General features: G+C 46.6%; 16 protein-coding genes. 8 read left to right on the forward strand and 8 right to left on the reverse strand.

The window, feature by feature from the left end; all coding sequences use genetic code 11:
• Positions 1-41: 41 nt before the first annotated feature.
• The 5 genes from clpP (at position 42) to AYJ58_RS10925 (ending at position 7,128) form a co-directional block, all read left to right on the forward strand.
• Positions 42-650 carry an ATP-dependent Clp endopeptidase proteolytic subunit ClpP gene (clpP, locus tag AYJ58_RS10905; RefSeq protein WP_006081124.1) on the forward strand — a complete coding sequence of 203 codons (609 nt, stop codon included), beginning with the start codon at positions 42-44 and terminating at the stop codon, positions 648-650.
• A gap of 84 nt (positions 651-734) precedes the next feature.
• Positions 735-2,015 carry an ATP-dependent protease ATP-binding subunit ClpX gene (clpX, locus tag AYJ58_RS10910; protein WP_106650143.1) on the forward strand — a complete coding sequence of 427 codons (1,281 nt, stop codon included), beginning with the start codon at positions 735-737 and terminating at the stop codon, positions 2,013-2,015.
• Positions 2,016-2,147: 132 nt separating this feature from the next.
• Positions 2,148-4,505 (forward strand): endopeptidase La, encoded by a 2,358-nt coding sequence (gene lon, locus AYJ58_RS10915; RefSeq protein WP_106650144.1) that lies wholly within the window; start codon positions 2,148-2,150, stop codon positions 4,503-4,505.
• Positions 4,506-4,764: 259 nt separating this feature from the next.
• Entirely contained in the window at positions 4,765-5,037 is a 273-nt protein-coding gene (hupB, locus tag AYJ58_RS10920; RefSeq protein WP_006081127.1) for a nucleoid-associated protein HU-beta, read from the forward strand.
• A 225-nt stretch (positions 5,038-5,262) separates the two neighbouring features.
• Positions 5,263-7,128, forward strand: a complete 1,866-nt coding sequence (locus tag AYJ58_RS10925) for a SurA N-terminal domain-containing protein (RefSeq protein WP_106650145.1) — start codon at positions 5,263-5,265, stop codon at positions 7,126-7,128.
• A 192-nt stretch (positions 7,129-7,320) separates the two neighbouring features.
• Here AYJ58_RS10925 and AYJ58_RS10930 read toward each other — a convergent pair whose 3' ends face one another.
• The 8 genes from AYJ58_RS10930 to pspF all read right to left on the reverse strand — a co-directional run bounded on the left by AYJ58_RS10930 (position 7,321) and on the right by pspF (position 15,448).
• Positions 7,321-7,533 carry a TOBE domain-containing protein gene (locus AYJ58_RS10930; RefSeq protein ID WP_006085368.1) on the reverse strand — a complete coding sequence of 71 codons (213 nt, stop codon included), beginning with the start codon at positions 7,531-7,533 and terminating at the stop codon, positions 7,321-7,323.
• Positions 7,534-7,668: 135 nt separating this feature from the next.
• Positions 7,669-8,871: an enoyl-ACP reductase FabV gene (gene fabV / locus AYJ58_RS10935; RefSeq protein WP_106650146.1), complete on the reverse strand. Its 1,203-nt coding sequence runs from the start codon at positions 8,869-8,871 to the stop codon at positions 7,669-7,671.
• Positions 8,872-8,976: 105 nt separating this feature from the next.
• Complete coding sequence (locus tag AYJ58_RS10940) at positions 8,977-9,762, reverse strand: peptide ABC transporter ATP-binding protein (protein WP_106650147.1); 786 nt, start codon at positions 9,760-9,762, stop codon at positions 8,977-8,979.
• Complete coding sequence (locus AYJ58_RS10945) at positions 9,743-10,750, reverse strand: peptide ABC transporter ATP-binding protein (RefSeq protein ID WP_006081132.1); 1,008 nt, start codon at positions 10,748-10,750, stop codon at positions 9,743-9,745. Before AYJ58_RS10945 ends, AYJ58_RS10940 begins: the two co-directional genes overlap by 20 nt.
• Positions 10,751-10,753: 3 nt before the next feature.
• Positions 10,754-11,644, reverse strand: a complete 891-nt coding sequence (locus AYJ58_RS10950; protein WP_006081133.1) for an ABC transporter permease subunit — start codon at positions 11,642-11,644, stop codon at positions 10,754-10,756.
• Entirely contained in the window at positions 11,631-12,662 is a 1,032-nt protein-coding gene (locus tag AYJ58_RS10955; protein ID WP_106650148.1) for an ABC transporter permease, read from the reverse strand. Before AYJ58_RS10955 ends, AYJ58_RS10950 begins: the two co-directional genes overlap by 14 nt.
• The gene (gene sapA / locus AYJ58_RS10960) at positions 12,662-14,287 is read right to left on the reverse strand and encodes an ABC transporter substrate-binding protein SapA (RefSeq protein ID WP_106650149.1); all 1,626 of its coding nucleotides are present in this window, start codon (positions 14,285-14,287) and stop codon (positions 12,662-12,664) included. Before sapA ends, AYJ58_RS10955 begins: the two co-directional genes overlap by 1 nt.
• 69 nt (positions 14,288-14,356) lie before the next feature.
• Positions 14,357-15,448 carry a phage shock protein operon transcriptional activator gene (gene pspF / locus AYJ58_RS10965; protein ID WP_106650150.1) on the reverse strand — a complete coding sequence of 364 codons (1,092 nt, stop codon included), beginning with the start codon at positions 15,446-15,448 and terminating at the stop codon, positions 14,357-14,359.
• Positions 15,449-15,625: 177 nt separating this feature from the next.
• On the opposite strand from pspF, the gene pspA reads away from it, so the two are divergent.
• From pspA to pspC, 3 genes are read left to right on the forward strand one after another with little or no spacing between them, the layout of a single operon-like run.
• Positions 15,626-16,309 carry a phage shock protein PspA gene (pspA, locus tag AYJ58_RS10970; RefSeq protein WP_106650151.1) on the forward strand — a complete coding sequence of 228 codons (684 nt, stop codon included), beginning with the start codon at positions 15,626-15,628 and terminating at the stop codon, positions 16,307-16,309.
• A gap of 17 nt (positions 16,310-16,326) precedes the next feature.
• Positions 16,327-16,566 (forward strand): envelope stress response membrane protein PspB, encoded by a 240-nt coding sequence (gene pspB / locus AYJ58_RS10975; RefSeq protein WP_006081138.1) that lies wholly within the window; start codon positions 16,327-16,329, stop codon positions 16,564-16,566.
• Positions 16,553-16,939: an envelope stress response membrane protein PspC gene (gene pspC / locus AYJ58_RS10980; protein ID WP_063883141.1), complete on the forward strand. Its 387-nt coding sequence runs from the start codon at positions 16,553-16,555 to the stop codon at positions 16,937-16,939. The genes pspB and pspC overlap by 14 nt, the downstream gene beginning before the upstream one ends.
• Positions 16,940-16,985: the final 46 nt, after the last annotated feature.

The following is a 16,985-nucleotide window of genomic DNA, read 5'->3' on the forward strand; positions in this document are numbered from 1 at the left end:
AGGCTCCTCATGCGAGCCATTTTTATTTAGGGAAGTGAATAATGCATAATGCGTCAGACATACAAAGTGCTTTAGTGCCTATGGTGATCGAACAGACTGCTAAGGGTGAACGCTCATACGATATTTATTCTCGTTTGTTGAAAGAGCGGATTATCTTTTTGGTAGGTCAAGTTGAAGAACACATGGCAAACCTTATCGTGGCGCAATTATTATTCTTAGAATCAGAAAGCCCAGATAAAGATATCTTTTTATACATAAACTCTCCAGGTGGCTCTGTCACGGCAGGCATGGCGATTTATGATACTATGCAGTTCATCAAACCAAATGTTAGCACTGTGTGTATCGGTCAAGCGGCTAGCATGGGTGCATTCTTATTAGCCGGTGGTGAGAAGGGCAAACGTCACTGTTTACCAAACTCTCGCGTGATGATCCATCAACCACTGGGTGGTTTTCAAGGTCAAGCTTCTGACATCGCTATCCATGCCAAAGAAATCTTAGGCATTAAGAATAAGCTTAACCAAATGTTAGCCGAGCATACTGGCCAACCGCTCGAAGTCGTTGAACGTGATACAGACCGTGACAACTTCATGAGTGCGACTCAAGCCGTCGAATATGGCTTAGTTGACTCTGTGATGACGAAACGCGGCTGATTTTTGCTTTTGACTGAGCTATGCTCTGTAAAAGTTAAGCAAATTTAAGACAGGCAGTAGAGCAGACTGCAAATGAGGTAATTAATGGGCGATAACAAAAATAATGGTGACAGCGGTAAATTGCTGTACTGCTCTTTTTGCGGAAAGAGCCAGCATGAAGTCAGAAAACTCATTGCTGGCCCATCAGTGTATGTATGCGACGAATGTGTTGAGTTATGTAACGACATCATTCGCGAAGAGATTAAAGAAATCTCTCCGAAGCGTGATAGCGATAAATTACCAACACCACATGAATTACGTGCACATTTAGACGATTATGTGATTGGCCAAGACAGAGCCAAAAAAGTGCTATCAGTGGCTGTGTATAACCACTATAAGCGCTTAAAAAATGCATCGCCTAAGGACGGAGTCGAGCTGGGTAAGAGTAATATTTTGCTGATTGGCCCAACGGGCAGCGGTAAAACCCTACTGGCTGAAACCCTTGCGCGCTCACTCAATGTACCTTTCACTATGGCCGATGCCACAACACTGACTGAAGCGGGTTATGTGGGTGAAGACGTTGAAAACATCATTCAAAAGTTGCTGCAAAAGTGCGACTACGATGTTGAGAAAGCGCAGCGTGGTATCGTTTATATCGATGAAATCGATAAAATTAGCCGTAAGTCAGACAATCCATCAATCACCCGTGACGTATCGGGTGAGGGTGTACAGCAAGCGCTGCTTAAGCTGATTGAAGGTACTGTTGCCGCGGTTCCACCACAAGGTGGCCGTAAGCATCCACAGCAAGAATTCTTACAAGTCGATACTTCTAAGATCCTGTTTATCTGTGGTGGTGCGTTTGCTGGGCTTGAGAAAGTGATTGAGCAACGTGCGCACGTTGGCTCGGGGATTGGTTTTGGTGCACAGGTGAAAGGCGAGAAAGAGAAAGCGACGATCTCTGAAACCTTATCGCAAGTAGAGCCTGGCGATTTAGTCAAATACGGTTTAATCCCTGAGTTTATTGGTCGTCTACCAGTGGTTGCGACTCTGACTGAGCTGGATGAAGAAGCTTTAGTACAAATTCTATCTCAACCTAAAAATGCCCTAACTAAGCAATACAGTGCGTTATTTGAGATGGAAGGGGTTGAGCTTGAGTTCCGCGAAGATGCGCTTAAAGCGATTGCTCACAAAGCCATGTCTCGCAAGACAGGTGCCCGTGGCCTACGCTCCATCGTTGAAAGTATTCTGCTGGATACTATGTACGATATCCCATCCGTTGACGGTGTGGTGAAGGCCGTTGTGGATGAATCAGTAGTGAAAGGGGAGTCTGCCCCAATCTTGATTTACGAGCACAATGAGGCCCAAGTGGCATCAGGCGAACAATAATTGTACTGATCGCTAATAAACTGAAAAACAAGGAGTCCAATGGACTCCTTTTTTCGTATTAGCCATTGAAACTCAATAAAGCGTCCCAATATACTCCAGTATTAATCCATTTCACCAAAACGGAATCGAACTATGACCCAAGAGCGTGAAGCGCATATCGAACTCCCCGTGCTGCCACTGCGAGATGTGGTGGTCTATCCCCATATGGTAATTCCGTTATTTGTCGGACGAGAAAAATCTATTCGATGTCTCGAAACCGCAATGGCGCAGGATAAGCAAATTATTTTAGTGGCGCAGCGTGATGCCGAACTCGATGAACCATCAAAAGATGACATCTTCGAAGTGGGTACGGTTGCCTCTATTTTACAGTTACTTAAGCTGCCAGACGGCACAGTCAAAGTGTTGGTAGAAGGCGGTCGTCGCGCCCGTATTACCCGTTACACCCAAGAAACAGAGTTCTTTGTGGCTAAAGCTGAGTATCTGGAATCAGAACCGCTGGAAGACAAAGAAGAAGAAGTGTTAGTGCGCAGTGCTATTGGTCAGTTTGAAGGTTATATCAAGCTGAACAAAAAGATCCCGCCAGAAGTCTTGACCTCTTTATCGGGTATCGATGAAGCGGCGCGTCTGGCAGATACTATGGCTGCACACATGCCACTTAAGCTTGAAGATAAGCAATCTGTGCTTGAGATGATCAACGTTGGCGAGCGTCTGGAATATTTAATGGCGATGATGGAATCGGAGATCGACCTATTGCAGGTTGAGAAACGTATTCGTACCCGCGTTAAAAAACAGATGGAAAAAAGTCAGCGTGAGTACTATCTGAACGAACAGATGAAAGCCATCCAGAAAGAACTGGGTGACTTAGACGAAGGCCATGACGAGTTTGAAGCCTTAAATCGTAAGATTGAAGAGGCTAACATGCCCGCCGAGGCGAAAGAAAAAGCCCTAGCCGAGCTTAACAAGCTACGTATGATGTCGCCAATGTCGGCAGAAGCCACAGTTGTTCGCAGCTATGTGGATTGGATGACGTCAGTGCCTTGGAGCCAACGCTCTAAAATCAAACGTGATTTAGCAAAAGCCCAAGAAGTGCTCGATACCGATCATTTCGGTCTGGAAAAAGTTAAAGAACGTATCTTGGAATATTTGGCAGTCCAAAGTCGAGTGCGTCAGCTTAAAGGGCCAATTCTGTGTCTCGTTGGACCTCCAGGTGTGGGTAAAACCTCGCTAGGTCAATCGATCGCTAAGGCGACTGGTCGTAAGTATGTCCGTGTTGCCTTAGGCGGCGTGCGTGATGAAGCGGAAATCCGTGGTCATCGCCGTACTTATATTGGTTCTATGCCAGGTAAAGTCATTCAAAAGATGGCTAAAGTGGGTGTAAAAAACCCATTATTCTTGCTGGATGAAATCGACAAGATGAGTTCAGACATGCGCGGCGATCCGGCTTCTGCTTTATTAGAAGTCCTCGATCCTGAGCAAAATGCGACCTTTAACGATCATTACCTCGAAGTCGATTACGACTTATCCGATGTGATGTTCGTCGCTACGTCAAACTCCATGGACATTCCTGGGCCACTGCTTGACCGTATGGAAGTCATTCGTTTGTCGGGTTATACCGAAGACGAGAAGCTGAATATTGCTAAGCAACATTTGCTGAATAAGCAAATTGAACGCAACGGCTTAAAAGCGACTGAAATCCATGTGGATGACAGCGCGATTGTTGGCATTATTCGTTACTACACCCGTGAAGCGGGTGTGCGAGCGCTTGAGCGCGAATTGTCGAAGATTTGTCGTAAAGTCGTGAAAATGATTTTGCTCGATAAATCAGTTAAATCTGTCACTGTGAATCAAGATAACCTTAAGTCATTCCTTGGCGTGCAGCGCTTCGATTACGGCAAAGCTGAGTCGAAGAACCAAATCGGTCAAGTGACTGGCTTAGCGTGGACCCAAGTGGGTGGTGACTTACTGACGATAGAAGCCACATCGGTACCTGGTAAAGGTAAGTTAACTTACACAGGATCGCTTGGCGATGTAATGCAAGAGTCGATTCAGGCTGCGATGACAGTGGTTCGTGCCCGTGCGGAACAATTAGGTATCAATGCGGATTTCTACGAGAAGCGTGATATCCACGTGCATGTGCCAGAAGGTGCAACACCAAAAGATGGTCCATCAGCCGGCGCAGCTATGTGTACCGCTTTAGTATCAAGCTTAACGGGGAACCCTGTGCGTGCCGACGTGGCCATGACAGGTGAAATTACCTTACGTGGTGAAGTGTTACCTATTGGCGGTTTGAAAGAAAAACTGCTGGCAGCACACCGCGGCGGCATAAAATTGGTACTTATACCAAAAGAAAACGAGCGTGATCTGGAAGAAATTCCTGCCAATGTGATTGCCGATTTAGAAATTCGTCCTGTGCGTTGGGTCGACGAAGTGTTAAAACTGGCCCTAGAAAGACCGGTTGAAGGCTTCGAAGTGGTTAAAAACTTGGCATAACGCAAGAAATTGCGCTATCACGTTAAAAAAAATGAAAAAAGGGGCTTAACAAAGCGCAGACCTGTGGTAGCCTAGGTCTGTGGAGAGCCAGCTGCTCCAAGCCCTTGGCGCAACTGGCTTTGAGCTGTATCCAGTTTTATTTCTTTGGTTTTCGAACTCAGCTTGAACTTTGAATTCAAGCTTGTTATAAAAGCCTCCGCAGACCGCTCTAGAGACGGATTTGGTTGCGGCGCAAAAAAATTACATTCAAGGGGATGACATGAACAAATCTGAACTAATCGAGAAAATCGCATCTGGTGCTGACATTTCTAAAGCCGCTGCCGGCCGTGCACTGGATTCTTTTATCGCTGCTGTGACTGAAGGTCTGAAAGAAGGCGATAAAATTTCTCTTGTTGGTTTTGGTACTTTTGAAGTGCGTGAACGCGCTGAGCGTACTGGTCGCAACCCACAAACGGGTGAAGAAATCAAAATCGCAGCAGCTAAAATTCCAGCATTCAAAGCTGGTAAAGCACTGAAAGACGCTGTTAATTAATCATTAATATCGTAGCCTTTGTAAGGCATTCGTAATGACAAGCACTGTTTATCAGTGCTTTTTACGAATTGAAAGTAATGGAATATGAAGCTTAATTTCTACCATTACTCGGGGTTTTAGAATTTACCTGTGGTAGCGTCTGAATATTCCCCATAAATTACAGAAAGGCGCATCTCAAACTGATGCGCCTTTTTATTTTGTTAATCGCAACAAGCGAGAAATCTGATGTTAGAAAAGATCCGCGATGGTTCGCAAGGCGTGATTGCTAAAGGCATTCTCGTACTTGTGATTTTATCTTTTGCATTTGCAGGAGTCAGCAGTTACTTAGGTTCTACAACTGATGTACCTGCGGCAGAAGTGAACGGCGACAAGATCACGAAAGCCGAGCTTGAACAGGCTTACCAAAGCGAGCGCTCTCGTATGGAGCAACAGCTAGGTGAGATGTTTGCTGCGTTATCTGCTGACGAAAAATATCTACAAAGCATTAAGCAGAGCGTATTAGAGCGCTTAGTGGCTGACAAACTGATAGATCAAGCGGCTACGGCAATGGGGCTGCGAGTATCTGACGAACAGATTATTGCAGCTGTTAAAACTGAACCCGCATTCCAAACTGATGGCAAATTTGATAACGACCGTTATCAAGCGATTCTACGTCAGTTAGGTTATCAACCACAGGCGTTTAGAGACATGATGCGTGTCGATATGACCCGTCGTCAGTTAACAGCTGCGCTAGTTGGTACTGAATTTGTGTTAGCAGGTGAAGCTAAGCAATTGGCTGAGTTACAAGGTCAAACCCGCGATGTGCGTTATTTAGTGGTTGATTCTGCGCCATTCCTAGCGACAGCGGTTGTGACTGACGAGCAAGTGAAAAACTATTACGACGCAAACCAAGGGCAGTTTATGAGCCCTGAAATGGTGAGCTTAGAATATGTTGAACTGAATGCGGCTGATTTTGCTAAAAATAACCCAGTGTCAGACGAAGAAGCGCAAGCTTATTACGAAGAACATAAAGCCCAATACGTGTCTAACGAGAAGCGTCTTGCGGCGCACATTCTGGTTATGCCTGGTAGTGATGAAGCGGCTGCAAAAGCCAAGGCTGAAGATTTAGCTAAGCAATTAGACAGCGGTGCCGATTTTGCTGATCTGGCTAAAGCGAACTCTGACGATACCTTGAGTGCAGAGCAGGGCGGTAAACTGGATTGGTTTGAACCAGGTGTGATGGACCCAGCTTTCGATGCTGCCTTATTTGCATTGAACAAAGGCCAACATTCTGCGGTGGTTAAAACTGACTTTGGTTTCCATATTATCAAGCTATTAGATGTGCAACCTGGTGTGACTGTGCCGTTTGCCGATGTGAAAGCTAAGATAGTAGCCCAATTGCAAGATAAGAAAGCGGTTGATCAATTCTACAGCTTACAAAGCAAATTAGCGGATACTAGCTATGAAGTGCCAGATACGTTATCTGAAACCGCTAAAGCTGTGGGCGTCGATATTAAGACGACTCCGCTGTTCTCTCGCGATAACGTTCCAGCTGCGCTGAACAAGCCTGACTTAGTCAAAGCAGCGTTCTCTGAAACTGTTATGCTGAAAGGGTTAAACAGTGAAGTGATTGAGCTTGAACCTAACCACGTGGTGGTGGTTCGTGTGAAAGAACATCACGATGCGGGTACTTTAGCCTTAGCGGAAGTGAAAGCCAATATCACAGAACGTTTGAAGCAAGACCAAGCAAACGAAGCTGCCCGTGCGAAAGCACAAGAGCTGATGGCCCAAGTTAAAGCGGGTGCAACGGATCTTGGCTTAGTTGCTAAAGTGAAACTAGGCCGCGGCGCGCAAGATGTTGATGCAGCTATTGTAGGTAAAGCGTTCCAAATGCCAACACCGAGCACAACTCCTGTTGTCGATACCGTTGGTTTAGCAAATGGTTATGCCGTGGTTGCACTGGATAAAGTCAACGCTGCAGAAGGCGTGAGTGATGAGCTGGTTAATGCGCTTAAACAACGTCTGAACGCACAATACAGCGAAGCAGATTACCGTGGCTTGATAGATTCACTTAAAGCCAATGCCAAGGTACTTTACCCTGTAGAAGAATAATTTCTGTGAGGATAGCGCGTTAACCTGGCTATCTTACTGGTAAACTTCGATTAAAAAGGCCAAGTGATCCCACTTGGCCTTTTTGTTTTTCAATGCGCTTAAGTGTGTCGATGAGATTGAAGGGTATCTGTCACAGCAGGCAGCCCGTTAGATTTAATCTTTTATTACATCAAGCGCGACGTTACCGTCGGGCTAGTCATCAACGCCTATCATGACGCTGCTGGCTTTGATGAGTGCATAAGCCGAATCACCCACTTTAAGCCCTAGGCGCTCACAGGATGCTTTCGTCACTACAGAGGTCAATACGACACCTGGTGCAAGTTCGATCGTCACTTCATTGTTTACCGCGCCCATTTCTATGGATTTGATCGTGCCGCTGAGCGTATTTCTTGCGCTAATTTTCATCGTCTTTCCTTATTGAGGGATTATTAGGGGTCAACTGCAGCTAGTGTAGCGCATCTTAGTTTGGGGTTCTAAATAAAAACGCCACTAAAAAGTGGCGTTTAATGTTGTGATAAACCGTGACTCGCTATCGCAGAATTAGAGCTCGATAACGTCAAACTCAACGTATGGATTAACGTCGGCATCGTAATCAATACCTTCGATACCAAAGCCGAATAATTTAATAAATTCAGCTTTGTATTCACGGTAATCCGTTAATTCTGACAAGTTTTCTGTGGTCACTTGTGGCCACAAATTACGGCAGTGTTGCTGAATATCTTCACGCAGTTCCCAATCGTCTAAACGGATGCGGTTGTCGCTGTCAGTTTCTGGCTTAGCACCATCGGCGCGGAATAGACGTTCGCTGAACATGCGGTAGATTTGCTCCATACAACCTTCATGGAGCCCTTCCTGACGCATTTTCTTGAATACCATAGCGATATACAAAGGCATAACTGGAATAGCCGAACTCGCTTGAGTCACAACGCTCTTCAGTACCGCAACGTTAGCGCTGCCGCCAGTGACTGACAATTGCTCATTTAATGCTTTTGCTGCACGGTCTAAATCCATCTTGGCTTTGCCAAGGGCGCCGTGCCAGTAGATTGGCCACGTCAGTTCAGTACCGATGTAGCTATAGGCTACGGTTTTGCAGTTATCCGCTAATACACCGGCTTCAGATAAGGCTTTGATCCACAGTTCCCAATCTTCGCCGCCCATAACCGTTACTGTATCGGCAATTTCTTGCTCAGTTGCTGGCTCAACGGTGGCTTCAATGATGCAGTCTTTATTGGTATCAACCGCAGTCGCTGTGTAAGTTTCACCGATTGGTTTTAGCGCAGAACGAATAAGTTCACCAGAATCGGGCAGTTTGCGCACAGGTGATGCCAGTGAGTAAACGACCATGTCGATTTCACCGAGATCTTGCTTAATAAGTTCGATCACTTTTTGTTTTGCTTCATGGCTAAAGGCATCGCAGTTAATGCTCTTAGAATATAGGCCTTCAGCTTTAGCAAATTTGTCGAAAGCGGCAGAGTTGTACCAACCCGCAGTACCTGGTTTCGTTTCAGTACCTGGCTTTTCGAAGAACACGCCAATCGTTGCGGCATCACTACCGAAAGCGGCGGCAATACGTGAAGACAGACCGTAACCGCTTGATGAGCCAACCACTAATACCTTTTTCGGGCCGTTAGCGATTTTACCTTTAGCTTTGGTTAGCGTGATTTGTTCTTGAACGTTGGCTTCACAACCGACTGGGTGTGTAGTGGTACAAATGAATCCACGAATTTTTGGTTTGATAATCATGTTTAAGCTTCTTCTATCAAAATGACCAATAGGATAAATATTTCGGCGGGTAAATGGCACCTATTTTTAGCCAATTCACCTGATTATTTAAGTGGTTGGAGCAGTTTAACGTTTGTGGACAAACAGACTCTGCTCCTGGATCAACCTCTGGGTATATTCATGTTGCGGCGAGTTAAATATCTGTTCTGTAGGCGCTTTCTCGACCATAACACCTTTGTGCAGCACCATGATTTTATCGCTAACATGGCGAATAATATTGAGATTATGGGATACGAAGATATAAGACAAGCCGAGGTCTTTTTGCAGTTTCAGCAGCAAATTGAGAATTTGTGAGCGTACTGAAAGGTCAAGCGCGGTCAAAGCTTCATCGGCAATGATAATTTTAGGGTTAAGCATTAGGGCCCGCGCTACCGCAACGCGTTGCTTTTGGCCTTCGGAAATCATGTGCGGATAAAACTCTGCATGCTCAGGTAATAACCCCACTTTGCGTAGCGTATCGACCACTTGGGTGTGTCGCGATTGCGCCGACATTTGGGTATTAAACCGCAGCGGCTCATCGAGCAATTGACCTATTGTCAAACGCGGGTTCAGTGAGGTATTGGGATCTTGGAAAATCATCCGAATTAAGCGGCATCTTTGTTTAATATCGCGGCTGTCTAAGGCTTCACCTTCGAAAAAAATCTCGCCGCCGCTGCGGGGCTCTGCACCGACCAAAATGCGGGCTAAGGTACTTTTACCCGACCCTGCTTCTCCTACTATGGCTAAGGTTTCGCCGCGCTGGAGCTCGAAGGATACGGGCGCTAATGCATCGTTATATTGGCGGGAAAAGCCTCGATAACCGGTATCGTATCTTTTATAAAGATCGTTAACTTTAAGCAGTGGGGTCGTCATTATGGGTTTCGCCGTGATAAGGGAAATGACAGGCAAAATAGCGGTCTTTAATATGACTTAAATTTGGCTGATTAACGCATTTTTTCTGGGCTTCAGGGCAGCGAGGTCCTAAACGGCACCCGATTGGCAAATGCTGCAAGGCGGGCGCAGACCCAGGAAGGGTGGGCATAATTGCCTTGTGACCACCGGAGCCTGAATAGTCGGGCATGTTGTCAAGCAGCGCCTTAGTGTAAGGATGATAAGGCTGCTTAATCACTTCGTCTGTCGGCCCTGATTCCATAACCTGACCGCAATAGAGCACGGATAAGTGATCGCACCATTGGGCCAAGGTCTCAAGCTCGTGGCTGATCAATAGAATCGATACATTTTGTAATTGATTTAATTGAGATAATAATCTGAATATCTGCGCTTGAGTGCTGAGTTCCATCGAGCTTGTGGGCTCATCGGCAATCAAGAGGCGAGGCTGGTTAGCAACCGCCATCGCAATCATCACCTTTTGGCATTCGCCTTCGGATAATTCCCAAGCGTAGCTAGACATGACCTGCCGCGGATTCTTGATCCCGACTTTATGTAGCCATTTTTGTGCCGTCAGCCGCGCATGTCGACGTTTTTGCCAAAAATAGGCGTTGGGATTCTTAGGCATAGCTTGCATCAGTTGGCTACCGACGGTTTGCGCCGGATCTAAACTGCCCGATGGATCTTGGAAGATCATCGCCATATCTGACCCCATCAGATTGCGACGCTCTTTTGAGCTCATAGCCATCAGGTTATTGCCATCCCACATCATGCGATCGGCTGTGATGGTCCAGTTGGGACCAGGGATCCCAAGAATCGCTCTGGCTAACAAACTTCGCCCCGAGCCAGATTCACCGACAAGGCCATGAATTTCGCCCGCATTGAGGGTTAAGCTGACTTTTTCGAGCGCCCGCACTCTACCGTGGGGCGTATCGAGTTCAATCGTGAGATTTCGTACGTCGAGTAAAGGCATAAGTTAGTTTCTGATGGGCGCAAGCGCCGACCGTAAGCCATCGCCAACCAAGTTAATGGAAAGCACACTGAAAAGAATCGCTAAGCCCGGGATAGTCACAGCCCAAGGCGCCGTTAATAAATTATCCATACCTTGGGCGACCATAGCGCCCCATTCTGGGCTCGGTGCCTGTGCGCCCAAGCTCAAAAAACCGAGGGCGGCGATATCCAAAATGGCGGCCGAAATGGCAAGTGTGGTTTGAATGATCACCACTTCCCACACGTTTGGCATGATGACATACCAAAAAATTTGCATCGAGTTCGCGCCATCTAAACGCGCGGCTGTGACGTATTCTTTTTGTAACTCTTCATGCACTGACTGGTGTATCGAGCGCACAAATTGCGGGGTTAACGCTATCCCGACGGCCCAGAACACATTTTCAAGCCCTGGCCCCATTACAGCCACCACTAAAATGGCCATTAATAATGAAGGAATTGATAGCAGCGCATCGAGTAAGTGCCCGAGAATACTGGATTTTAACCCACGCATCATGCCCGACAGTGAGCCTATAATAAAGCCTGTGAATAACGCGGTGACAACAATGAGCAGCGCCATACCAAAGGTCAAGTGCGCGCCGTGTAATAATCGGCTGAAGATATCGCGGCCTAAATCGTCAGTCCCTAAAAAGTGTGCCACTGTGCCAGAAGGGTCCCATGAGGGGGGTAATAACAAGGCTCTGGGATCTTGTGCCTCTGGTGGGAAGGGCGCAATCATAGGGCCAAATAGCGTTAGTAAGAGCAGGAAAGCAATCGTCCATAGACCCGCTAAGGCGAAAGGATTAGCCGAAAAGTTAAGCCACACCCGCATAGTCGGGGAGGCAATTTGATCTTCTTGATAAATTTTAACTGGTGGCATAAAGGTCTTTTCTGCTCAGTGGATTAAAGACTGTGTGCAGCACTTCAATCAAGATACTTAGGAAGATAATCAATAGGGCTACGGCCAGAATACCACCTTGGATGACAGTGTAGTCCCGTTGGTAAATCCCTGAAACCAGCCAAGAACCCACGCCAGGCCATGAGAAAATCATTTCGACCACTATGGCATAACTGGCAAATGAGCCAAGCATCAGTCCTAAATGTTTAAGCACAGGGATCAAGGCATTGGGTAGTGCATGGCGCAGTATAATTGTACTTGTATGCATGCCTCTGGCTTCGGCGGCGCGAATAAAAGTTTGATTCATTACATTCATCATCGCCGAACGAGTGCTGCGAACCACCACAGTAAAAGGTAACACGGCGAGTGTCGTGGCAGGCAAAATGATGTGCAGCAGGGCATCTTTAAATGCCGACATGCCGTATTCAGACTCTGATAACAGGGTATCTACTAGCATAAAGCCAGTGACGGGTTTGATTTCATATAACAAATTGATTTGTCCCGAAATCGGTAACCAACCGAGATCGACACCAAACCAGAGTGAAAGATACAGGCCTAACCAGAATACGGGCACAGAGTAGCCAGTCAGCGTGATCGCCATAATGGTATTCTGGGTGAGTTTATGTTGGCTCTGGGAGGCAAGCACACCTAAGGGAACGCCAAAGCAAATTGCAATAATGGCTGCCATTACAGCGAGTTCAAAAGAGGCGGGCAGAACGGCACTGAGTTCTTCTGCCACTTCTTGATGTGACGTGACTGAAATACCTAAATTACCGCTAAGCCTTTGTTGCAGGTAAGCGATAAATTGCCACGCTTGGTTTTTATCTAATTTGTAGTCTTGCTCGATTTGAACCAGTTGACTCGCCGTCGGTGTATGTATGCCAGTGAGTGCGTGGGTGCGGTCCACCGGAAACAAGCCGGTGGCGTAAAATAAGACACCTACCATGACTAACGAAGTGGCCAGAAACAAATTGAGGCGGCGCAGTAGGTATTTAAACATTAATTGGCCTCCTCTTGTGCTTGGCTAGTGTGGGCGAAGGAAATACCGCCAAAAGGCGTGAGTTGCATATCCTTGATATCACTACGAGTTAACGCCACACGTTTGGCATGGGCTAGGCTCAACATAGGTACTTGTTCGGCCAAAAAGGCTTCTGCTTGCTGATAAATCACTTTACGTTCGCCCTGATCTGACACTTCCCTTGCACTATCTAAGATGGCATCAAACTCAGGGTTACACCAGCGCGAACGATTGTTGTTCGACTGCATCGCAGCGCAGCTTAGCAGTGGAGTAAAGAAGTTATCGGGATCGCTGTTATCGGCATTCCAGCCAATCAGCACAGAATCATAGTCATCGCGGCTGAGCCGCTGACTAAACACGCTCCAGTCGTAACTGACGATGTTCACTTTTACGCCTACGTTGGCCAGATCTGATTGTATTAATTCGGCCGTTTTTAACGCATTGGGATTATAGGCGCGGGCGACTGGCATGGCCCAAATATCAATACTGAGATTTTTAATGCCTGCTTCTTTTAACAGGTCGCGCGCTTTTTGCGGATTGTAATCCACAAGCCCTTTGTTATTGGCATAGGCCCAAGATGCTGGCGGCAGAACCCCCGTGGCTTCAATGGCAGTATTTTGATAAACCGCCCGCAGGATATTTTGTTTATCGACCGCATAGGCGAGGGCGCGGCGAACACGAACATCATCTAGTGGTGGTTTCTGGGTGTTAAAGGCCCAAAATGCGACGTTGAGTCCAGGTTGTGATTCAATATTTAATTTTTCATGTTGCTTGATGACCGGTAGCTCACCCGCTTTGGGCAGCGCAGACACACTGCAATCTCCTGCGATCAGTTTCGCGAGTCTGACGGTACTTTTGGGCGTGATATCAAATACCAGCATATCGATTTTTGCGGGTTCGCCCCAAAAGTCAGGATGACGGCGATAGCGAATATATTCGTTTTTCGCGTACTGCACTAAAGTGAACGGCCCTGTACCTATGGCAAAGTGGTCGACGTTTTCAGGATGACCCAATGCTAACTGCTGCTGCGCATACTCATCGGATAAGATCACCGCAAAGTCGGTGGCTAAATTCGACAGAAAAGACGCGTCTTTGCGGGTCAAATAAAAGACCACTTCATGATCGTTTATCTTTTCTATCCCTTTGACCTGCTCAGAAAAGCCAATACTTTGGAAGAAGGGATAACCCGTGCGGGAGACAAAATGATAAGGATGCTGGGTATCGATAATACGCTTAAAGGAGAACAACACATCGTCGGCATTAAAGGGGCGTGTTGGCGTAAACCGCTTCGAATGCTGGAACTGCACGTTTTCCCTGAGGGTGAAGCGATAGCTTAAGCCATCATCGGACATGGCCCAACTCGTCGCCAAGGCAGGGACAAGCTTGCCAGACTGGGTATCATAATCCACTAAGCGACTATAAATTTGGTGCGAGGTGGCATCGATTGTCGTGCCAGATGTCACCAATTGTGGATTAAAAGACTCAGGATTCCCTTCGGAGCAATACACCAAACCGGAAGGGAGTCGTTGGGGGCCACACGCGACCAACAACCAACTCATGCAAGAAACTGCAGTTGTTAGGCACAGGCGTCTAATTAGCACACTCATTTATAAATCATTATTTTATCGACTATGAACGGCTATTTTAGCAGTGCATCTCCCCCGTGGGCAATCTGCTTATGCTTTATCAAGTAAATTGTATTTTTTAAGGATGCCACGCAGTTGGTGGTAGCTTAATCCGAGCATGTCGGCGGTTTTCTTTTGGTTGTATTGGCTGCTTGAGAGTGCTTGCTGGATAAGATCCATCTCAAACTTCTCAGTTTGCTCTTTAAAATCCAGCGGAAAATTAAAGCTATTCACTGAAGACTCAGTATTGGCAGGGACTTCAGCCTCAAGTATCGGCGCAGATTGCGGCGTACCGACAACGCTTGTTGGCGCGACTGAGCTGATTTGACGTTCGCGGGTCTTGATGCGCGTTTTAGGCCGATACGGTGAAGCAAAGGGATCGAGGGTGATATGGTCGATGGGCCGATTTTCACCACCATTTCGGTAAACGCTGCGCTCGACCACGTTTTTAAGTTCACGGATATTGCCCGGCCAGTCGTGGGTCATTAATTGCTCGACCGCATGGGCGCTGAATCCGCTGAATAGCTGCAGCTTTAATTGGCGCGCCATGCCAACGGCGAAGTATTCCGCCAGTGTCATAATATCTTCTGGGCGGCAACGCAGCGGCGGCAGCGTAATTACATCGAAGGCAAGCCTATCGAGTAAGTCGGCACGAAATTCGCCTGCCTCCGCAAGCGAAGGTAAATCTTCGTTGGCGGCGCAGATTAAACGAACATCACTTTGCACGGTTTTACTGCCGCCGACTCGTTCAAATTCGCCATATTCAATGACGCGCAGGAGTTTTTCTTGGATAAGTCCTGAGGTATTGGCTAATTCGTCGAGGAATAAGGTGCCGCCGTCGGCGCGCTCAAAGCGACCTTCGTGTTTACCTTTAGCACCAGTAAAGGCACCTGACTCATGGCCAAACAATTCGCTCTCGAGTAAATTTTCACTCAAAGATGAACAGTTTAGCTTAATAAAACTTTGATCCCAGCGCTTAGACAGATAATGTAAGCGTTCGGCAATTAGCTCTTTACCTGTGCCACGTTCACCAATAATCAGTACGGGTTTAGACAGAGGCGCAATTTGCGACACATGTTCTAACACTTCGAGTAGGGCGTTGGATTGACCGATAAGGTTGTCTTGCTGAAATTTATTATCCACGATATTTTTTAGTCTTTCGCGCTAAAATTTGGTGAAAATGATAATAAGTGGCTTGAAGCGTAAAAGGAAGTAAAAGTTAAAATTTTGTTTAAGCTGTTGTATTTAAATGAGAAGTAAAAGTTGGCACGGTTAGTGTATTACCTTATACGAGACCAACATCAATTTGAGGATAGGATTATGGGAATTTTCTCTCGTTTCGCCGATATCATTAACTCTAATATCAGCGCATTGCTGGATAAAGCCGAAGACCCAGAAAAAATGGTTCGACTGATTATCCAAGAAATGGAAGACACACTCGTTGAAGTGCGTTCTACCTCAGCTAAAGTGTTAGCTGAAAAGAAAGAGCTGCAACGTCGTATCAACCGCGTGTTAGAGCAAGTGCAAGATTGGCAAGATAAGGCTGAACTGGCACTGTCCAAAGACCGTGAAGACTTAGCGAAAGCCGCTTTAGTTGAAAAACAAAAAGCGACCGGTTTAGCAGACACGCTGAATCAAGAATTAGCCGTTATCGATGAACATATCGCACGCTTGAAAGATGAAGTGGGCATGTTGCAGGAAAAGCTGCTCGATGCAAAAGCGCGCCAAAAGACCATTATTTTGCGCACTCAAACCGCGTCATCACGCTTAGAAGTGAAAAAGCAGTTAGATTCAAGCAAGATCGACAACGCTATGCTTAAGTTTGAGCAATATGAGCGCCGTGTCGAAGGCTTAGAAGCCCAAGTTGAATCTTACGATCTTGGCAGCAAAAAGACCTTAGCCGATGAGTTTGCGGCGCTAGAAGCGGAAGATTCTGTGAATGCAGAGCTGGTAGCGCTAAAAGCCAAGGTAAAAGCTAAAGCGCCAACTAAGTCAAAAGAATAACAATTCAGAGGTGAGTTATGGATATGGACGTACTGATGGCGCCGATTATTATTTTCATGGTGATAGTCGCGCCAATATGGTTAGTTCTTCATTATCGCAGTAAGCGACAAGTGAGCCAGGGACTCACTGAGGAAGAGTTTTCACAACTCAATGACTTGATATCCAAGGCCGATAAAATGGCGGCGCGTATCGAGACCTTAGAGGCCATTCTGGATACAGAATCGCCCGAATGGAGGGGGAAACATGAGAGGATCTAATGGCCGTACTTTGTACCGCATTCCCCAGTCAGGCAAAATAGCGGGTGTATGCGCAGGGATTGCCGAGTACTTTGCGATTGAAACTTGGTTAGTGCGAGTACTGGCGGTGTCTATCTTCTTACTCGGCGGCTCAGGTGTGGTATTTATCATCTATGTCGCTTTGTGGGTGATTTTAGACATCAAGCCACAGAAGTCGTACGATAGGGACGATATCGAGGTAAAGAAGAAGCCGTGGCAGTCGGGAGAACCCGCAAAGCAAGCACTGAGCGACGTGAGTCGTCAATTTCGAAGTCTGGAAGTCAGGCTACAAAATTTAGAACGTCACGTCACCTCTGACAACTTTGATTTAAAAAGACAAATCAATAGTTTGTAACCCTTCTAAAGGGCGGCCATGTCCGCCCTTGTTGCTTAATCTCTTG

Origin of the sequence: Shewanella sp. Pdp11, from assembly GCF_002838165.1 — a bacterium.
GTDB classification, from domain to species: Bacteria; Pseudomonadota; Gammaproteobacteria; order Enterobacterales; family Shewanellaceae; genus Shewanella; species Shewanella hafniensis.